This is a genomic window from Mycobacterium farcinogenes, assembly GCF_019739075.1.
Taxonomy (GTDB): domain Bacteria; phylum Actinomycetota; class Actinomycetes; order Mycobacteriales; family Mycobacteriaceae; genus Mycobacterium; species Mycobacterium senegalense.
Map to the genome: position 1 here is coordinate 5,866,707 of NZ_CP081673.1, position 14,603 is coordinate 5,881,309.

Sequence of the window (14,603 nt, forward strand, 5' to 3'; positions counted from 1 at the left end):
CGCCGCCTACCACAGCTTGCGCAGCGCGGTGCCGACGCGGCGGGCGCGGTCACGGGCGATGATCACGTCGGGAGCGGTCGCCAACGCGAGTCCGAGCCGCCGCGGAGCTTCAGATTCGCCCGGGCGGCCGAACAGCCGCACGTCGCTCTCCGACGTCGCCAGGGCGTCGGCCAGCACAGCCCCGATCTCGGCCGGCAGCTCGCCGGCATCGGCCGCGCCGTAGGTGACCTCGGCTGCCGCCGGCGAGATCATGATCGTGTCCACCGCCAGGCCCATGATCGCCCTGGCATGCAGTTCGAACTCCGAGAGCCGCTGGGACCGCAGGGTCACCAGGCCGCTGTCGTGGGGACGGATCCGCACGTCGGAGAAATACACGTCATCGCCCTGAACCAGCAGCTCGACCCCGAAGACGCCCCGACCGCCCAACGAGTTCACGATCCGCGCGGAGATCGACTTCGCGGCGTCCAACGCGGCCGGCGACAACGGCTGCGGCTGCCAGGCCTCCAGCACGTCGGTACCGACCTGGCGGTGCCCGATCGGCTCACAGAACTGCACGCCGGGACCGGTGGGTCCGGCGGTGCGCACGGTCAGCATCGTGATCTCGTATTCGACCTCGACGACGGACTCGGCCAGCACCCGATTGTGAGCGATGTGGCCCGCGGTCGTCGCACGCTGCCACGCCGGTTCGACGTCGTCGGGACGCAGCAACACCGACTCCCCATCGCGCTGGGCGCCCACCACCGGCTTGACCACCAACGGGAATCCGGCGTGCTCGGCTACCGCCGACAGCTCCTCGACCGACCCGGCGAACCAGAACGGCACCGTGGGCAGGCCCAGCTCGTCCGACGCCAACCGGCGCAGCCCCTCGCGGTCCTGGGACAGCCGGATGCTGCGCGGGGCCGGCAAAACTTCGATGTCGCCACGCTCAGCGACCGCGATCAAGGCGTCGGCGGCGATGACACCGGACTCTGCCACCACATAGCGCGGCTTCTCCCGCTCGATGAGCGCTGTCAGTTCCTCGGCGTCGTTCATCTTGATCACCGCCGAACGGTCCGCGACGCCGTGCGCGGGTGCGTAATACCGATCAGCGGCCACCACGACGCCGCCCAGCCGCTGGAACGCTAGTGCCAGCTCACGGCTGAGCTCGCCGGAGCCCAGCAGCAGCACCGTCGCCGCAGGTGGTGTGGGTTTGACCGCCTCCGTCGGCTCTTGTGGTCCGCTGTCGGTCGCCTCGGCCGGAGCATCTTCGGCGCCGTCGACCTGATCGTCGGTCAGGTCAGTTGTCTGCGCGTCCTCAATCGATTCACTCATCGCACGCACCAGCCTGCCAGATCGTCACCCGACCCGATGGTCGATATAGCACCAACGCCAACTCTCGCCGGGTTCCGCCGAACGCATGACGGGATGGCCCGACTGCTGAAAGTGCTTGGTGGCATGCTGATGCGGGCTTGAGTCACAGCAACCGACGTGACCGCACGTCATGCACATCCGCAGATGCGCCCAGTTGTCCTCGCCGTCTTCCTCACATTCCTGGCACCGCCCAGGGGTCAAGGGATGCGGCTCGGCAACCTCGGCGTTCAGATGCTCACAGGTGCGAGGCGCCGGATTGTGCTCGCGCCGACGTGATCTCCTCAACATGTTGACCAAGGATAAGCAAGCACACGAAGGAGGGCTGACAACGTGGGTGCCTCACTCCTGGCGGCCTTGGTGGCCGCCATCCTGCTGGCCGCCGTCGCCCGCCGATACGACGTCTCAGCCCCGCTGGCGCTGGTGGTTGCCGGCCTGGCCGGCAGCGCACTGCCCGGCTTTCACGACGTACACCTGGACCCCGACCTGGTGCTGTTCGTGATCCTGCCGCCGCTGCTGTGGTCGGCAGGCCTGGAGAGCAGCTACGTCGCGTTGCGACGCAACATCCGCCCCATCGGGTTCCTGGCCGTCGGGCTTCCGCTGGCCACGACGTTCGTCGTCGGCATCGTCGCCTTCCACACCGTGCCCGAACTCACCATCGCCGCCGCCCTGACCCTGGGCGCGATCGTGGCCCCGCCGGACGCGGTGTCCGCCACGGCCGTCGGCCGCCGGCTCGGCCTGCCCCGACGCACCATGACGCTGCTGGGCGGCGAGAGCCTGCTCAACGACGCCACCGCGCTGACGGCCTACAAGGTCGCGCTGGGAGCCGCGATCGGGACGGCCGCCACCTGGGGCAACGGCCTGGCCACCTTCGGGTTGGCCGCCGTCGGCGGCGTGGTGGTCGGCTGGGTGATCGGAATGGTGGTGCATGTCATCCGCACCCGGCTCGACGACCCGTTGGTCGAAAGCGCGGTCGGCCTCGTCGCGCCCTTCTTCATCTACCTGCTGGCCGAGGAGATCCACGGCTCGGGTGTGATCGCCGTGGTGGTGGCCGCGCTGCTGCTGGGTCAGCGTGAGACGCAGGCCAGCTACGCCACCCGGCTGCAGGACAAGGCGGTGTGGAAGGCGCTGCAGCTCATCCTGGAATCGTTCGCGTTCCTCTTGATCGGCCTGCAGCTGCCGAAGGTGATCAGCGAGCTGGCCGGAATCTCGGCGGCCACGCTGGCGATCTCGTCGGCCGCCGTGCTCATCACGGTGATCGGGGTGCGGATGGTGTGGGTGTATGCGACCACCTATCTGCCCCGCCTGCTGTCCAAACGGATCCGCACCCACGAACCCGAACCGCCACGAGCCCAGGTGTTCGTCGTGGCCTGGGCGGGTATGCGTGGCGTCGTGTCCCTGGCCGCAGCGTTCGGTGTCCCGGCTACCACGCTGGCCGGCGACCCGTTTCCCGGACGCCCGCAACTGGTGTTCCTGACCTTTGTCGTCGTGGTCGGCACGCTGTTGCTGCACGGCCTGACCCTGCCGTGGTTCATCCGGGTCCTCGGCGCCCAGGGCGACGAGGCGCACAGCGATGCGATCGCCACCGCGGCCGCACAGGACAAGGCGGCCCGCGCCGCCGCCGAGCGACTCGATGAATTGCTGGCCGAGCAATCGGCCACCACCGACGTGCCGCAGCGTGCCGCGGACGTGTTGCGGGCATGGAACACCCGGCGGCGCAACGCCGCCTGGGAGCGGCTTGGCCGCGGCGACGACGACATCGGCGAGAGCCCCACATCGGCGTTCCGTCGGCTGCGGCTGGAAATGCTTGCCGCCGAACGAGACACGTTCATCGCCGAACGCGATGCCGGGCACATCGACGACGAAGTGCTGCGTACTGTGCTGCATGGGCTCGATCTGGAAGAGGCGACACTGAATCGTGATTAGGCGCTTGACGTGGCTGGCGGTGCTGGTCGTCGTGGTCTCCGGCGGGCTACTGGGCCTGCTCAGCGGTAGCGATGCCGCCTCGCAATCACCGGTCGCCGTGCCGGCCGATGCCGAATCGGCGCGAGCCGACGCCTTGCGCAGCGAGTTCCCCGGCGGGGACCAGGTGCCGACGATCCTGGTGGTGACCCGCGCCGACGGCGGTGAGCTCACCATCGCCGACGTCGACGCCACCGCCGATGCCCGCAACCGCATGACCGACGTGCCCGGACCGCCGTTGATGGTCTCCGACGACGGCAAAGCCGCCGTGGTCACGGTGCCGCTGAAAGCCGACCTGTCGGGCTTCGGACTCAACGACGCCGTCAAGGATCTGCGCGCCACAGCCACCAACGGCCTGCCCGGCGAATTGCGGGGCGAACTCACCGGCGGGCCCGCATTCGGCGCCGACATCGCCAATTCATTTGCCGGAGCGAACATCACACTGCTCGTGGTGACCGCGACAGTGGTGGCCCTGCTGCTCATCGTCACCTACCGTTCGCCGGTGCTGTGGCTGGTGCCGCTGTTGGTGATCGCCTTCGCCGACCGGGTCGGCTCCGTCGTCGGAACCGCGGTCGCCTCGGGACTCGGCCTCAACCCGGACGGTTCGACATCGGGTATCACAAGCGTGCTGGTGTTCGGCGCGGGCACCAACTATGCGTTGCTGTTGATCTCGCGCTACCGCGAGGAACTCGGGCGGACCGAGCAACACCGCGAAGCCCTCGTAGTAGCCGTGCGGGCCGCCGCCCCCGCGATCGTGGCGAGTAACGCCACGGTGGTCCTGGCCCTGCTGACGCTGTTGTTCGCGTCCGCACCCAGCAACCGCAGCCTCGGCGTGCAGGCCGCGTCCGGCCTGGTGATCGCCGCGATCTTCGTCCTGGTGGTGCTGCCGCCATTGCTCGCCCTGTGCGGCAAGCGGCTGTTCTGGCCCTTCATCCCCAAGGTCGGCGCCACCCCGCTGACCGAAAGCGGTGTCTGGCACCGCATCGCGGATTCCGTGGCGGGCAAGCCCGTCCGCGTCGCGGTGGCCTCGCTGGCCGGCCTGGCCGTGCTGGGCACCGCGCTGCTGGCCACTCCGGTCGGGCTGACCCAGACCGAGCAGTTTCGAGTGCAAGCCGAATCTGTCAGCGGTTATCAAACATTGGCCGCACACTTCCCGAGCGGCTTGACCGACCCCACCCGCGTCATCGCCTCCACCACCAAAGCCGGTGCGGTACAACGGGCGATCACCGACACCCCCGGCGTCGTCTCCGCTGTCCCGGCGGGCCAGTCACCGACCGGGCTGACCCAGTGGTCGGTGGTCCTGGCGGCCGAGCCGGCCTCCGATGAAGCATTCGAAACCATTGATGCCCTTCGCGATTCTGTCCACTCTGCGGACGCCACGGCGGTTGTCGGCGGGGCCGACGCCCAAGCCCGCGATACCGCTACGGCGGCCCAGCGTGACCGGCTCGTGGTGATCCCGGCGATCCTTGCGGTGGTGCTGGCGGTGCTCTACCTGCTGCTGCGCTCGGCCCTTGCACCGCTGGTACTCGTCGGCGTCACCGTGCTCAGCGCCCTGGCCGCACTCGGACTGGGCGGCTGGGCCAGCGTGCACATCTTCGGCTTCCCCGCCCTGGACAACAGCACTCCACTGTTCGCCTTCCTGTTCCTGGTCGCCCTCGGAGTGGACTACACGATCTTCCTCGTGACCCGCGCCCGCGAGGAGACGCCCGAACACGGCACGCGACAAGGCATCGTGCGCGCGGTCTCGGCCACCGGCGCGGTGATCACCAGTGCCGGTGTGGTGCTGGCAGCCGTGTTCTGCGTACTCGGTGTGCTGCCGCTGATCGTGCTGACCCAACTCGGCATCATCGTCGGGCTGGGCATCCTGCTGGACACCTTCCTGGTGCGCACGGTGATCATCCCGGCGCTCTTCACGTTGATCGGCCCGCGGATCTGGTGGCCCGGGTTGCGGGCCGACCCCTGACGATCACGCGCGTACCGTCGAGGAATGACCGAGGCACCCGTCCTGCCGCCGCTGCACATGCGACGCAACGCCTTCGACCCGACATCCGATCTGCGCGAGATCCGCGAGGCCGACGGCGTTCGCCAGGTTCTCAGCGCGCTCGGCAATCCGGTGTACCTGATCACCCGCCACGAGGACGTCAAGGCCGTGCTGGGCGACCACGAGCGGTTCTCCAACAGCAGGCCGCCCGGTTTCACCCTGCCCGGTGCACCCGCGATGTCCGAGGAAGAGCTGGCCAGCGCCCGAGCCGGAAACCTCCTGGGCCTCGACCCGCCCGAGCACCAGAGGTTACGCCGCATGCTCACCGCGGAATTCACCATCCGCCGGATGAAACGGCTCGAACCACGCATTGTCGAGATCGTCGATGCCCAACTCGATGCGATGGCCGCGGCCGGCCCGCCGTCGGACCTGGTGGCCGATTTTGCACTCCCCATCCCGTCACTGGTGATCTGCGAATTGCTCGGGGTGCCCTACGAGGATCGTGACGACTTTCAGCACCGCTCGACGCTGCAACTCGACCTGTCCTTGCCCATCGCCGAACGCCTTGCGCTGCAACGACAGAGCCGCGAGTACATGCGTGGCCTCGTCGCTCGGGCGCGGCAGGATCCGGGTGAGGACATCCTCGGAATGCTGATCCGCGACCACGGCACCGAATTGAGCGACGACGAACTCGTCGGCATCGCCGGGCTACTGCTGTTGGCCGGCCACGAAACAACCTCGAACATGCTGGGCCTCGGCGTGCTGGCGCTGCTCCGCCATCCCGACCAGCTGGCTGCGGTACGCGACAACCCAGATGCCGTCGCCCCAGCCGTCGAGGAACTTCTGCGCTGGCTGTCCATCGTGCAGAACGCGATCCCGCGGTTCACCACCACCGAGGTCGAGGTGGCCGGTGTGCGGATTCCCGCCGGCGAGTTGGTCTTTGCGTCACTACCCGCCGGCAACCGCGACCCGAACTTCATCGACAGCCCCGACACACTCGACATCGGTCGTGGCGCTCCCGGCCACCTGGCCTTCGGCCATGGCGTGCACCACTGCCTCGGCGCCCCGCTGGCCCGCATGGAAATGCGGATCGCCTTCCCAGCCCTGCTGCAGCGCTTCCCTTCGCTGGCCTTGGCGGAACCATTCGAGGCCGTGCAGTACCGGGCTTTTCACTTCATCTACGGGCTCAAATCATTGGCGGTAACGTGGTGAATGCCATGAAAGTAGAAGCAGATCAGGCCGCCTGCATCGCATCGGGCAACTGTGTGATGATCTCCGACGTCATCTTCGACCAGGACGACGACGGTGTGGTCGAAGTCCTTGTCGACGAGGTGCCTGACGATCAGACCGATCAAGCACGCCAGGCCGTCAAACTGTGCCCCGCGTCGGCATTGAAGCTCACCGGCGAGTAAATCCCTCCGCTCAGAAGGGTGGGGGTGGTTCGTATTGTTCGGCGAGCCAGGCTTGGTATTGGCGTTCTGTTTCGAGGTCGTTGTTGAGTTCGGCGCGTAGGCGTCGTTCTTCGTTGATGCGGTCTTGGCGGTCTTGTTCGCGGGTTTGTGTGCGTTTGGGCATCTTGGCGGCCCGGGTGGGATCGGTGTTCGGTGCCGGCGGCGCCGGGAGGTCCAGGTCCCCGGTTGGGTGGGCCAGGTCGGGAAACATTGCCGCGCCGTGGGGTTCGGTGAGGTAGGTGTGGCCGGTGGGTGTGGTGATTTCGACGGTGCCGTCGGGGAATTGGCGGTCGGTCCAGCCGGGGCAGAACGTTTTGATCAAGTGGTGTGCTCGGCAGTAGAGCTTGGTGTTGGACGGATGCGTCGGACCCGTCGGCCAGGGCGCGGTGTGGTCGATGTCGCAGCGCGCCACCGGGGCGTCACAGCCGGGGAACCGGCAGGTCAGATCCCGCCAACGGATGAACTCCGACAACGCCACCGACGGGCGATACCCGGGCTCAGATCCCTCGGCGGGCTCGGGCGGTTCAGTCGCCGCAGGCTGGTCGCCGGTGTCGCTGGGCGGGGCAGGTACCCGCACCGGTTTGAACGTGGCGCGACCGGCCAGGTTGCGCACGGATTCGGCGGGCAGGATCCCGTACCCGGGCAGATACCCCGGCGCCTGCGAGGTGCCGTCGACGGTGGCGCGTTGGGCCAACACATGCACCACAGCCGCATTGGCCGCCGCCCGTTTCTGGGCGGCCGGGCAGTCGTCGCGGCCACACCGGCAGACCAGTTGGGCTTCGAGCCGGGCCAGCGGGCCGATCGCATCGGCGCGGCGCCGTTCCCGGCTGCGCGGATCATGCTCACACACGGTGTCGGCGATCGCATCCAATCGTTGATCCAATGCCACAGCGTCTTCGGCGGCCACATTCGCCCAGATCGTGGCCGCACCGGGGCGGCCCGGGTCGACCTGCACGAACCGGTCTTGGGCCAAATCCGGGGGCACCCGCACCCCGTGGGGGTCGTGTTGGGCGATCCAGTGATCGATCCGATCGCGTAGCTGCCGCTCAGAAAACCGCATCCACCGATGCGCCCGGCCGGCCAACTCAGCATCCAGCGCAGCCCACACCGCCTCATCGACGATGCCGGTGCGGGCGATGATCATCCGCACCACCCGATAATCGATATCACCGACGGCGAACCGGGCCGCCACCTGCGGAAGTTTGTCCCGCAACACCCGGGCATGCTGAACCTGGGTGCCGGCCCGGCCCCGGGCGATCCGCATCGCCGCCGACACCTCGGCACACACCTCTTCATACGGATCGGTGCGCCACAGAATGCTGTCGATCAGTTCCTGTTCGCGCAGCGTGTCCAAGGCTGCGATCGCGGCCAGCCGGGCAGCGATCGCCACCGACTCCGCCCGCGCGGCCGCGCTGATCTTGTCGATCAACGCAACATCAGACCCACCTTCGAACATGTGTTCGATTATGCCACGACCCGGGGACACGGGAGTGTGTTATGTCTCAAGACATCGGTGACAGTTCTGCATCAGGACATCGGTGACGGTTCGATTGGTCTTGGTGGTGACACTTCTGGCCTCAAGCTCTGGCGGTGGCCGTTAATGAGCCCATCGATCCTCGTGTTCGCCTCGCCATTTCGCAGTGGCCTGATGACGCACCTCGCGGAGCGGTCTCGACCTTCTGTGCCGAAACACGGCATCTCCCGCAAGTCGTTCAACACGTTGCGCAAACGCGCCAAGACCGACGGACCGGCCGCGGTGCTCGAACCCAGGACACGACGACCGAATCGTGACCGTCGAAACAAAGCGATGAACTCAAGGCGCAGGCGGTGGCGGTGCGTGCGATGGGCTTGTCGCAGGTCCCATCGACGGCGTCGCTGGCACGCATCTTCCGCGAGACCGGCGTGGCGCGTACATCCCAGGGACACACGGAAGACCGGATCAGACGGAATGCTCCCGATCACCGTGCAGGTCGATCACTCCGGCCCGGACGAGAATGAGCACACTGACCACCAGCACCCAGAGCGGGAACGCCAGAACGATCCACATGCTGACATTGCCCGCGACCAGAAGGCCCACTGCGACAAGGTAAGTCGTGTACACGAGCGGGCGCGGCATCAATCCGGTCTTCAACCAGATGGTGGCCAACGACATCATGAAGACGGCTGCCATCCGGACGCCGTATGTCTTGCTCAGCGCCATCAGCACCATCTGCCCGAAGGTGGCGACATGGCTGTACGCAGTCACGTCGGAAATACCCGCGCGGCTGGCGATCAGCCCGGCGCCGACAGCTGATGAAACGAACATCATCGCCAAGAACAGGATTCCGCTGCCGAGGAAGACCGACGAGAAGAACCGGTCCTCGTAGCGGCCGAAGCCATCACGCACCACGCCGATAAACCACAGGAACGCGATACCGGCGAACGGCATCAACACCGATGCCACCCGCAAACGAGTGGTCGCACCGTCGATCCATTGCGAACCGGGCTCGGCCCCTTCGGGCAGTGCCGTACGGATCAGCACCAAGGCCACGCCGAACAGAACGGCGAACAGGACCCCTGCCAGTGCGGCGGCACGCGGAGTCGACAAACGGTGCAAATGTTGTTGGACCACGGCGCAATACTGACATCCCAGCCGTCGGCCCGCGACGACATTGGGTCCTACGATGACCCGATGTCACTCAACGGGAAAACCGCCTTGGTCACAGGCGCGACCAGCGGCATCGGACACGCCACCGCAGCGCTGCTCGCCGAGCGGGGCGCGCATGTCATCGTCAGCGGTAGGGACGCAGAGCGCGGCGCCAAGGTAGTGACCGAGATCCGTGACGCCGGCGGCACCGCCGACTTCCTCCGCGCGGCACTGACCGACGCCGCCAGCGCCCATGCCCTGGTACAGGACGCCATGGCGGTCGCCGGCCAGATCGACATCCTGATCAACAATGCCGCCATCGCTGTCTTCGGGCCTACCGCCGCGATCGCCGAGCAGGACTTCGACGACTGCTACGCCCTCAACGTGAAGATCCCGTTCTTCCTCGTCGGCGCGGTGGCGCCGGCAATGGCGGCACGCGGAAACGGCGCAATCGTCAACGTCAGCACCATGGTTTCCCAGTTCGGCGCGCCCGGCTCGGCGGTGTACGCCTCGTCGAAAGCGGCGCTGAACCTCCTGACCAAATCCTGGGCCGCCGAATACGGGCCCAAGGGCGTTCGCGTCAACGCCGTCGCTCCGGGTCCGACACTCACCGAAGGCACCACGGCTCAGTACGGCACCGAACGCCTTGCCGCGCTCGCCGCCCAGGCACCGGCGCGACGCGTTGCCGATCCCGCCGAAATCGCCACGACCATCGGCTTTTTGGTCAGTGACGACGCCAGTTTCATCCATGGTGCGGTGCTGGCGGCCGACGGTGGCCGTACCGCGATCTAGGGCTGGCCGGGCAGCAACCGGATCATCAGGCCGTTGGCCTCGGCGAGCAGGTTCTCGTCGGGGTCACGCAGTTCGGCATTCACAAATGCCTTGCGGCCCTCGGCTTCCCGCACCCAGCCGCGGGCGGTCAGCACGGTGTTGATCGGTGTCACCTTGCGGTAGTCCACGTGCAGGAAAGCTGTGCGACTGATGGGCCGGCCCGCGGCATGGATCACCATGCCGAACACCGAGTCGAACAGCAGCGGCAGCACCCCTCCGTGGACCGCATAGTTGCCGCCGACGTGGAATCGGCTGAACTCCACCTTCAATTCGACGCGCTCGGGCTCGAACTTCGACATGGTCCAGGGTGGCATCAGGAGACTTCCCGCGCCCGGTAGCGACGGCACCCGGTTGGCCGGCCCGACACCCTCCGCGGCCTCATACGGGCCGAGCAGCTTTACCAGTTGCTCGGCCCGATCAGCCGCGTCATCCCAGGTGTCGCTGTCCGGGTCGGCCGACACGGCCAGATCCTGTGCCCGGCGCATGGCAGTCAGAAAACGAGCGAAACCCGGTCCGGGATCGGCCGGTTCGAATACCGGGAACCCGCCGTGCTGTTCGAAGACCGACGGCCGCTCTTCTGTCACTTGGCGGCCAGAATGTCGCGACGCACGATTGTCTGATCGCGGCCCGGCCCCACGCCGATGCACGAAACATGTGCTCCGGCAAGCTCTTCCAGCCGCAGCACGTAGTCCTGAGCCTTGGCCGGCAGATCGGAGAACTCGCGCGCACCGGAGATGTCCTCCCACCAGCCGGGGAGCTCTTCGTAGATCGGCTCGGCCCGGTGGATGTCGGACTGTGTCATCGGCATCTCGTTGGTGCGCTTGCCGTCGACTTTGTAGCCAACACACACCGGCACCGTCTCCAGGCTGGACAGCACGTCGAGCTTGGTCAGGAAGTAGTCGGTGATGCCGTTGACCCGGGTTGCGTACCGCGCGATCACGGCGTCGAACCAGCCGCAGCGGCGGGCCCGGCCGGTGGTCACGCCGACCTCACCGCCGGTCTTGGCCAGGTAGGCGCCGTGCTCGTCGAACAGCTCAGTCGGGAACGGGCCCGAGCCGACACGCGTGGTGTAGGCCTTGAGGATTCCCAGCACGGTGGTGATCCGCGTCGGTCCGATGCCGGAACCGACCGCAGCGCCACCGGCCGTCGGGTTCGACGACGTGACGAACGGGTACGTGCCGTGGTCGACGTCCAGCAGCGTGCCCTGCGACCCTTCCAGCAGCACGGTCTCGCCCTTTTCCAGAGCTTGGTTGAGCAGTAGCCGGGCGTCGGCGATGCGGTGCTTGAAGCCCTCGGCCTGAGTGAGCAGGTTCTCCAGCACCTCGGCGGGCTCGAGCGCCTTGCGGTTGTAGATCTTGACCAGCACCTGGTTCTTGAATTCCAGTGCGGCCTCGATCTTTTCGGCCAGCAGCTGCTCATCGAGCACATCGGCCACGCGGATGCCGATACGGGCGATCTTGTCCTGGTAACAGGGACCGATACCGCGGCCCGTGGTGCCGATCTTCTTGCTGCCCGCGTAGCGCTCGACCACCTTGTCGATGGCGACGTGGTACGGCATGAGCAGGTGCGCGTCGGCGGAGATCAGCAGGCCCGAGGTGTCGACGCCGCGCTCTTCGAGGCCCTGCAGTTCGGTGAGCAGCACACCTGGGTCCACCACCACGCCGTTGCCGATGACGTTGGTGACCCCTGGCGTCAGGATGCCCGACGGGATCAGGTGCAGTGCGAAGTTCTCCCCGGTGGGCAGCACGACGGTATGCCCGGCGTTGTTACCCCCCTGGTAGCGAACTACCCACTGCACGCGTCCACCGAGCAGATCGGTGGCTTTACCTTTGCCCTCGTCGCCCCACTGGGCGCCGATCAGGACGATTGCCGGCATGGCGTAATCTCCCGCCTAATCTTCCGCACTAATGTGATGCAGCCGGTAGGCCACCTTATCCCAGCTCACGCCAGGAACACATTTCTCTGACCGCAAGGAGCAGTTTTGACCACCTCAGATGGGGTTGCGGTGGTCGGCACGGGTCCCGTCCCGCGCCCGCTGCGCAACCTGCCGAAGGCCGACGTCGATGACCTCGGCACCTATCGCAGACTGGCCGTGACCGGCGGCGAAGCCGAGCTCGCCGTGGTGCTGAGCGCGTTGCTGCGCGCCGATCGGCTCGACGTCGAGGTCGCCGCGGTCACCGGCAGCTGGTCGGCCCGCCGCGCGCTACGCGCCTCGGCCCGGCGTGTCCCGCTGATCCGAGACGAGACCGGAACGGTGCTGGTCAGCTGGGCGCAATGGCGTGGACCCGAGGGTGCACCGCTTCAGGGCGAGGCCATCGTCGACGACGTCGTGCTGTTCGACGGACAAGCGCCCGGCGTTCGCGTCGAACCCACGCTGGTCATGCCCGGACTGCGCGCCAGCGTGTTGTCGGAACGCGGCCGGCCGAGCCGATGGGTTGCCGGACGCGCCGCTCAACTGGGCACCCCGGGCGCACAGGTGATCCGGGACGGCGTGCCCGCGCCGCGAACGGCACGACGCTCGACGTTCTACCGGCACACAGAAGGTTGGCTGCGCGTCGGCTGAGCCGGGCCCACAGCCGGTAGCGTCGAACCGTGAACATCCGTCCGCTGCATCAGTCGGTACGCCCGAGCCCGGTTTTCCTGGCCGTCGTCGCGCTCACCGCCGCGGGCGGGGTGGTGGCATGGCTCGCCGCCGACGAAGTCAAACCGCTGTCCTATGTCGGCGTCTTCATCCTGGTCATCGCGGGCTGGCTGGTCTCACTGTGCCTGCATGAGTTCGGCCACGCGTTCACCGCCTGGCGGTTCGGCGACCACGATGTCGCGGTGCGCGGGTACCTGACGCTGAACCCGTTCAAGTACTCCCATCCGCTGCTGTCACTGGGCCTACCGGTCCTCGTCATCGCCCTGGGCGGGATCGGACTGCCCGGCGGGGCGGTGTATGTGCGCACCTCCTGGATGACGGCCCGGCAGAAGACCCTGGTCAGCCTGGCCGGCCCGGCAGCCAACCTGGTGCTGGCGGTCCTGCTGCTCGGCATCACCCGGATCTTCTTCGATCCGGCCCACAGCGTGTTCTGGTCCGGGCTGGCGTTCCTCGGATTCCTACAAGTCACCGCGGTGGTGCTGAACCTGTTACCCGTCCCCGGGCTGGACGGCTACGGCGCACTCGAACCGCACCTGAGCCCCGACACCCAGCGGGCACTGGAACCGGCCAAACAGTGGGGCCTGTTCATCCTGCTGATCCTGCTCTTCACGCCCACACTCAACCGCTGGTTTTTCTCTGTGGTCTTCTGGTTCGTCGACCTCTCCGGCGTGCCCGGCCGGCTGGTGTCGATTGGCAGTCAGCTGACCCGCTTCTGGTCCGCCTGGCTTTAGCCTTCGCCGGCTCCCTGCCCGCCCAGCGCCACTCTGGCGTGACACTCGGCCGCGACGATCACTCTGGCGTGACATTCGCCGCCGCACCAGCAGGAGATCTTGCAACATATGCATACTTCCGCATATATTTCGGACATGGGTGCCGGCCACGATCACAGCCACAGCAGCGATACCCGCGTCAGCAGGATGGTCATCGCCGCGGCGATCCTCAGCGCGTTCTTCGTCCTCGAACTGGTCACCGCGCTGCTGATCAACTCGATCGCCCTGCTCGCCGATGCCGGCCACATGCTCACCGATCTGGTCGCCATGTTCATGGGGTTGACCGCGGTGTTGCTGGCCAAGCGCGGCAGTACGTCCCCGGCCCGCACGTATGGCTGGCACCGGGCAGAGGTCTTCACCGCCGTAGCCAACGCCGCCCTGCTGCTCGGCGTGGCGGTCTTCATCCTGTACGAGGCCGTCGAACGCCTCGGCAATGCGCCCGAGGTTCCCGGCGTGCCCATGATCGTGGTGGCGCTGGCCGGTTTGGCCGCCAACGCCGTCGTCGTCATGCTGCTGCGGTCGCAGTCCAAGGACAGCCTGGCGGTCAAGGGCGCCTACATGGAGGTCATGGCCGACACGGTCGGCAGCATCGGCGTCCTGATCGCCGGCATCGTCACCGTCACCACCGGCTGGCCGTACGCCGACGTCGTGGTCGCGGTCCTGGTAGCCCTGTGGGTGTTGCCGCGAGCCATCGCATTGGCCCGCGCCGCGTTGCGGATTCTCAGCGAATCGTCCCCACAGCACATCGACGTAGACGAACTGCGGACAGCGCTCGAATCAGTGGACGGCGTCACCGGCGTGCACGATCTGCACGTGTGGACGCTGGTTCCCGGCAAGGACATGGTCACCGCCCACCTGACCAGCAGTTCCGACACCGCCCGAGTGCTCGACGACGCCCGCGCGGTACTGAATGCCCGCGGCCTGGCCCACGCCACGGTTCAGGTGGAGCCGCCCGACTCCGCCGAGGACTGCTCCTGCGAGGCGAAGGACTGAG

14 protein-coding genes and 1 pseudogene are annotated in these 14,603 nt (G+C 67.3%); 9 read left to right on the forward strand and 6 right to left on the reverse strand.

Annotated elements, in window-relative coordinates; translation table 11 throughout:
- Positions 1-6: 6 nt before the first annotated feature.
- Both purT and K6L26_RS28065 read right to left on the reverse strand, forming a co-directional pair.
- Positions 7-1,311 carry a formate-dependent phosphoribosylglycinamide formyltransferase gene (gene purT / locus K6L26_RS28060; protein WP_047037530.1) on the reverse strand — a complete coding sequence of 435 codons (1,305 nt, stop codon included), beginning with the start codon at positions 1,309-1,311 and terminating at the stop codon, positions 7-9.
- Positions 1,312-1,335: 24 nt separating this feature from the next.
- A complete protein-coding gene (locus tag K6L26_RS28065) occupies positions 1,336-1,638 on the reverse strand; it encodes a UBP-type zinc finger domain-containing protein (protein WP_076111968.1) in 303 nt (100 codons plus the stop codon).
- 42 nt (positions 1,639-1,680) lie between these two features.
- On the opposite strand from K6L26_RS28065, the gene K6L26_RS28070 reads away from it, so the two are divergent.
- The 4 genes from K6L26_RS28070 to K6L26_RS28085 are packed head-to-tail and all read left to right on the forward strand — an operon-like array spanning position 1,681 to position 6,702.
- Positions 1,681-3,273, forward strand: coding sequence for a Na+/H+ antiporter (locus tag K6L26_RS28070; protein WP_047037400.1), 1,593 nt, complete (start codon positions 1,681-1,683; stop codon positions 3,271-3,273).
- Positions 3,266-5,272, forward strand: a complete 2,007-nt coding sequence (locus K6L26_RS28075; protein WP_064895960.1) for an MMPL family transporter — start codon at positions 3,266-3,268, stop codon at positions 5,270-5,272. Before K6L26_RS28070 ends, K6L26_RS28075 begins: the two co-directional genes overlap by 8 nt.
- Before the next feature lie 24 nt (positions 5,273-5,296).
- A complete protein-coding gene (locus K6L26_RS28080; protein ID WP_064895962.1) occupies positions 5,297-6,502 on the forward strand; it encodes a cytochrome P450 in 1,206 nt (401 codons plus the stop codon).
- A gap of 5 nt (positions 6,503-6,507) precedes the next feature.
- Positions 6,508-6,702 (forward strand): ferredoxin, encoded by a 195-nt coding sequence (locus K6L26_RS28085; protein ID WP_221852192.1) that lies wholly within the window; start codon positions 6,508-6,510, stop codon positions 6,700-6,702.
- A 10-nt stretch (positions 6,703-6,712) separates the two neighbouring features.
- On the opposite strand, the gene K6L26_RS28090 is transcribed toward K6L26_RS28085, so the two are convergent.
- A complete protein-coding gene (locus K6L26_RS28090) occupies positions 6,713-8,197 on the reverse strand; it encodes an HNH endonuclease signature motif containing protein (RefSeq protein ID WP_064895964.1) in 1,485 nt (494 codons plus the stop codon).
- A 128-nt stretch (positions 8,198-8,325) separates the two neighbouring features.
- Here K6L26_RS28090 and K6L26_RS31780 point away from each other — a divergent pair.
- Positions 8,326-8,652, forward strand: a pseudogene (locus K6L26_RS31780) (helix-turn-helix domain-containing protein); the annotation flags it as partial.
- A 28-nt stretch (positions 8,653-8,680) separates the two neighbouring features.
- Here the strand turns inward: K6L26_RS31780 and K6L26_RS28095 are convergent.
- On the reverse strand, positions 8,681-9,352 hold the full coding sequence (locus K6L26_RS28095; RefSeq protein WP_372514962.1) for a hypothetical protein: 672 nt from the start codon (positions 9,350-9,352) through the stop codon (positions 8,681-8,683).
- A 60-nt stretch (positions 9,353-9,412) separates the two neighbouring features.
- Here K6L26_RS28095 and K6L26_RS28100 point away from each other — a divergent pair, with 60 nt between their 5' ends.
- Positions 9,413-10,159 (forward strand): SDR family NAD(P)-dependent oxidoreductase, encoded by a 747-nt coding sequence (locus K6L26_RS28100; RefSeq protein ID WP_064896036.1) that lies wholly within the window; start codon positions 9,413-9,415, stop codon positions 10,157-10,159.
- Here K6L26_RS28100 and K6L26_RS28105 read toward each other — a convergent pair.
- Positions 10,156-10,782 carry a PaaI family thioesterase gene (locus K6L26_RS28105; protein ID WP_221852194.1) on the reverse strand — a complete coding sequence of 209 codons (627 nt, stop codon included), beginning with the start codon at positions 10,780-10,782 and terminating at the stop codon, positions 10,156-10,158. The two genes, K6L26_RS28100 and K6L26_RS28105, sit on opposite strands and share 4 nt — an antisense overlap.
- On the reverse strand, positions 10,779-12,074 hold the full coding sequence (locus tag K6L26_RS28110) for an adenylosuccinate synthase (RefSeq protein ID WP_019348406.1): 1,296 nt from the start codon (positions 12,072-12,074) through the stop codon (positions 10,779-10,781). Before K6L26_RS28110 ends, K6L26_RS28105 begins: the two co-directional genes overlap by 4 nt.
- A 105-nt stretch (positions 12,075-12,179) precedes the next feature.
- On the opposite strand from K6L26_RS28110, the gene K6L26_RS28115 reads away from it, so the two are divergent.
- The 3 genes from K6L26_RS28115 to K6L26_RS28125 all read left to right on the forward strand — a co-directional run bounded on the left by K6L26_RS28115 (position 12,180) and on the right by K6L26_RS28125 (position 14,602).
- Positions 12,180-12,761, forward strand: a complete 582-nt coding sequence (locus K6L26_RS28115) for a hypothetical protein (RefSeq protein WP_064895968.1) — start codon at positions 12,180-12,182, stop codon at positions 12,759-12,761.
- A 29-nt stretch (positions 12,762-12,790) separates the two neighbouring features.
- The gene (locus tag K6L26_RS28120; RefSeq protein WP_064895970.1) at positions 12,791-13,570 is read left to right on the forward strand and encodes a site-2 protease family protein; all 780 of its coding nucleotides are present in this window, start codon (positions 12,791-12,793) and stop codon (positions 13,568-13,570) included.
- A 135-nt stretch (positions 13,571-13,705) separates the two neighbouring features.
- Positions 13,706-14,602: a cation diffusion facilitator family transporter gene (locus K6L26_RS28125; protein WP_064895972.1), complete on the forward strand. Its 897-nt coding sequence runs from the start codon at positions 13,706-13,708 to the stop codon at positions 14,600-14,602.
- Position 14,603: the final 1 nt, after the last annotated feature.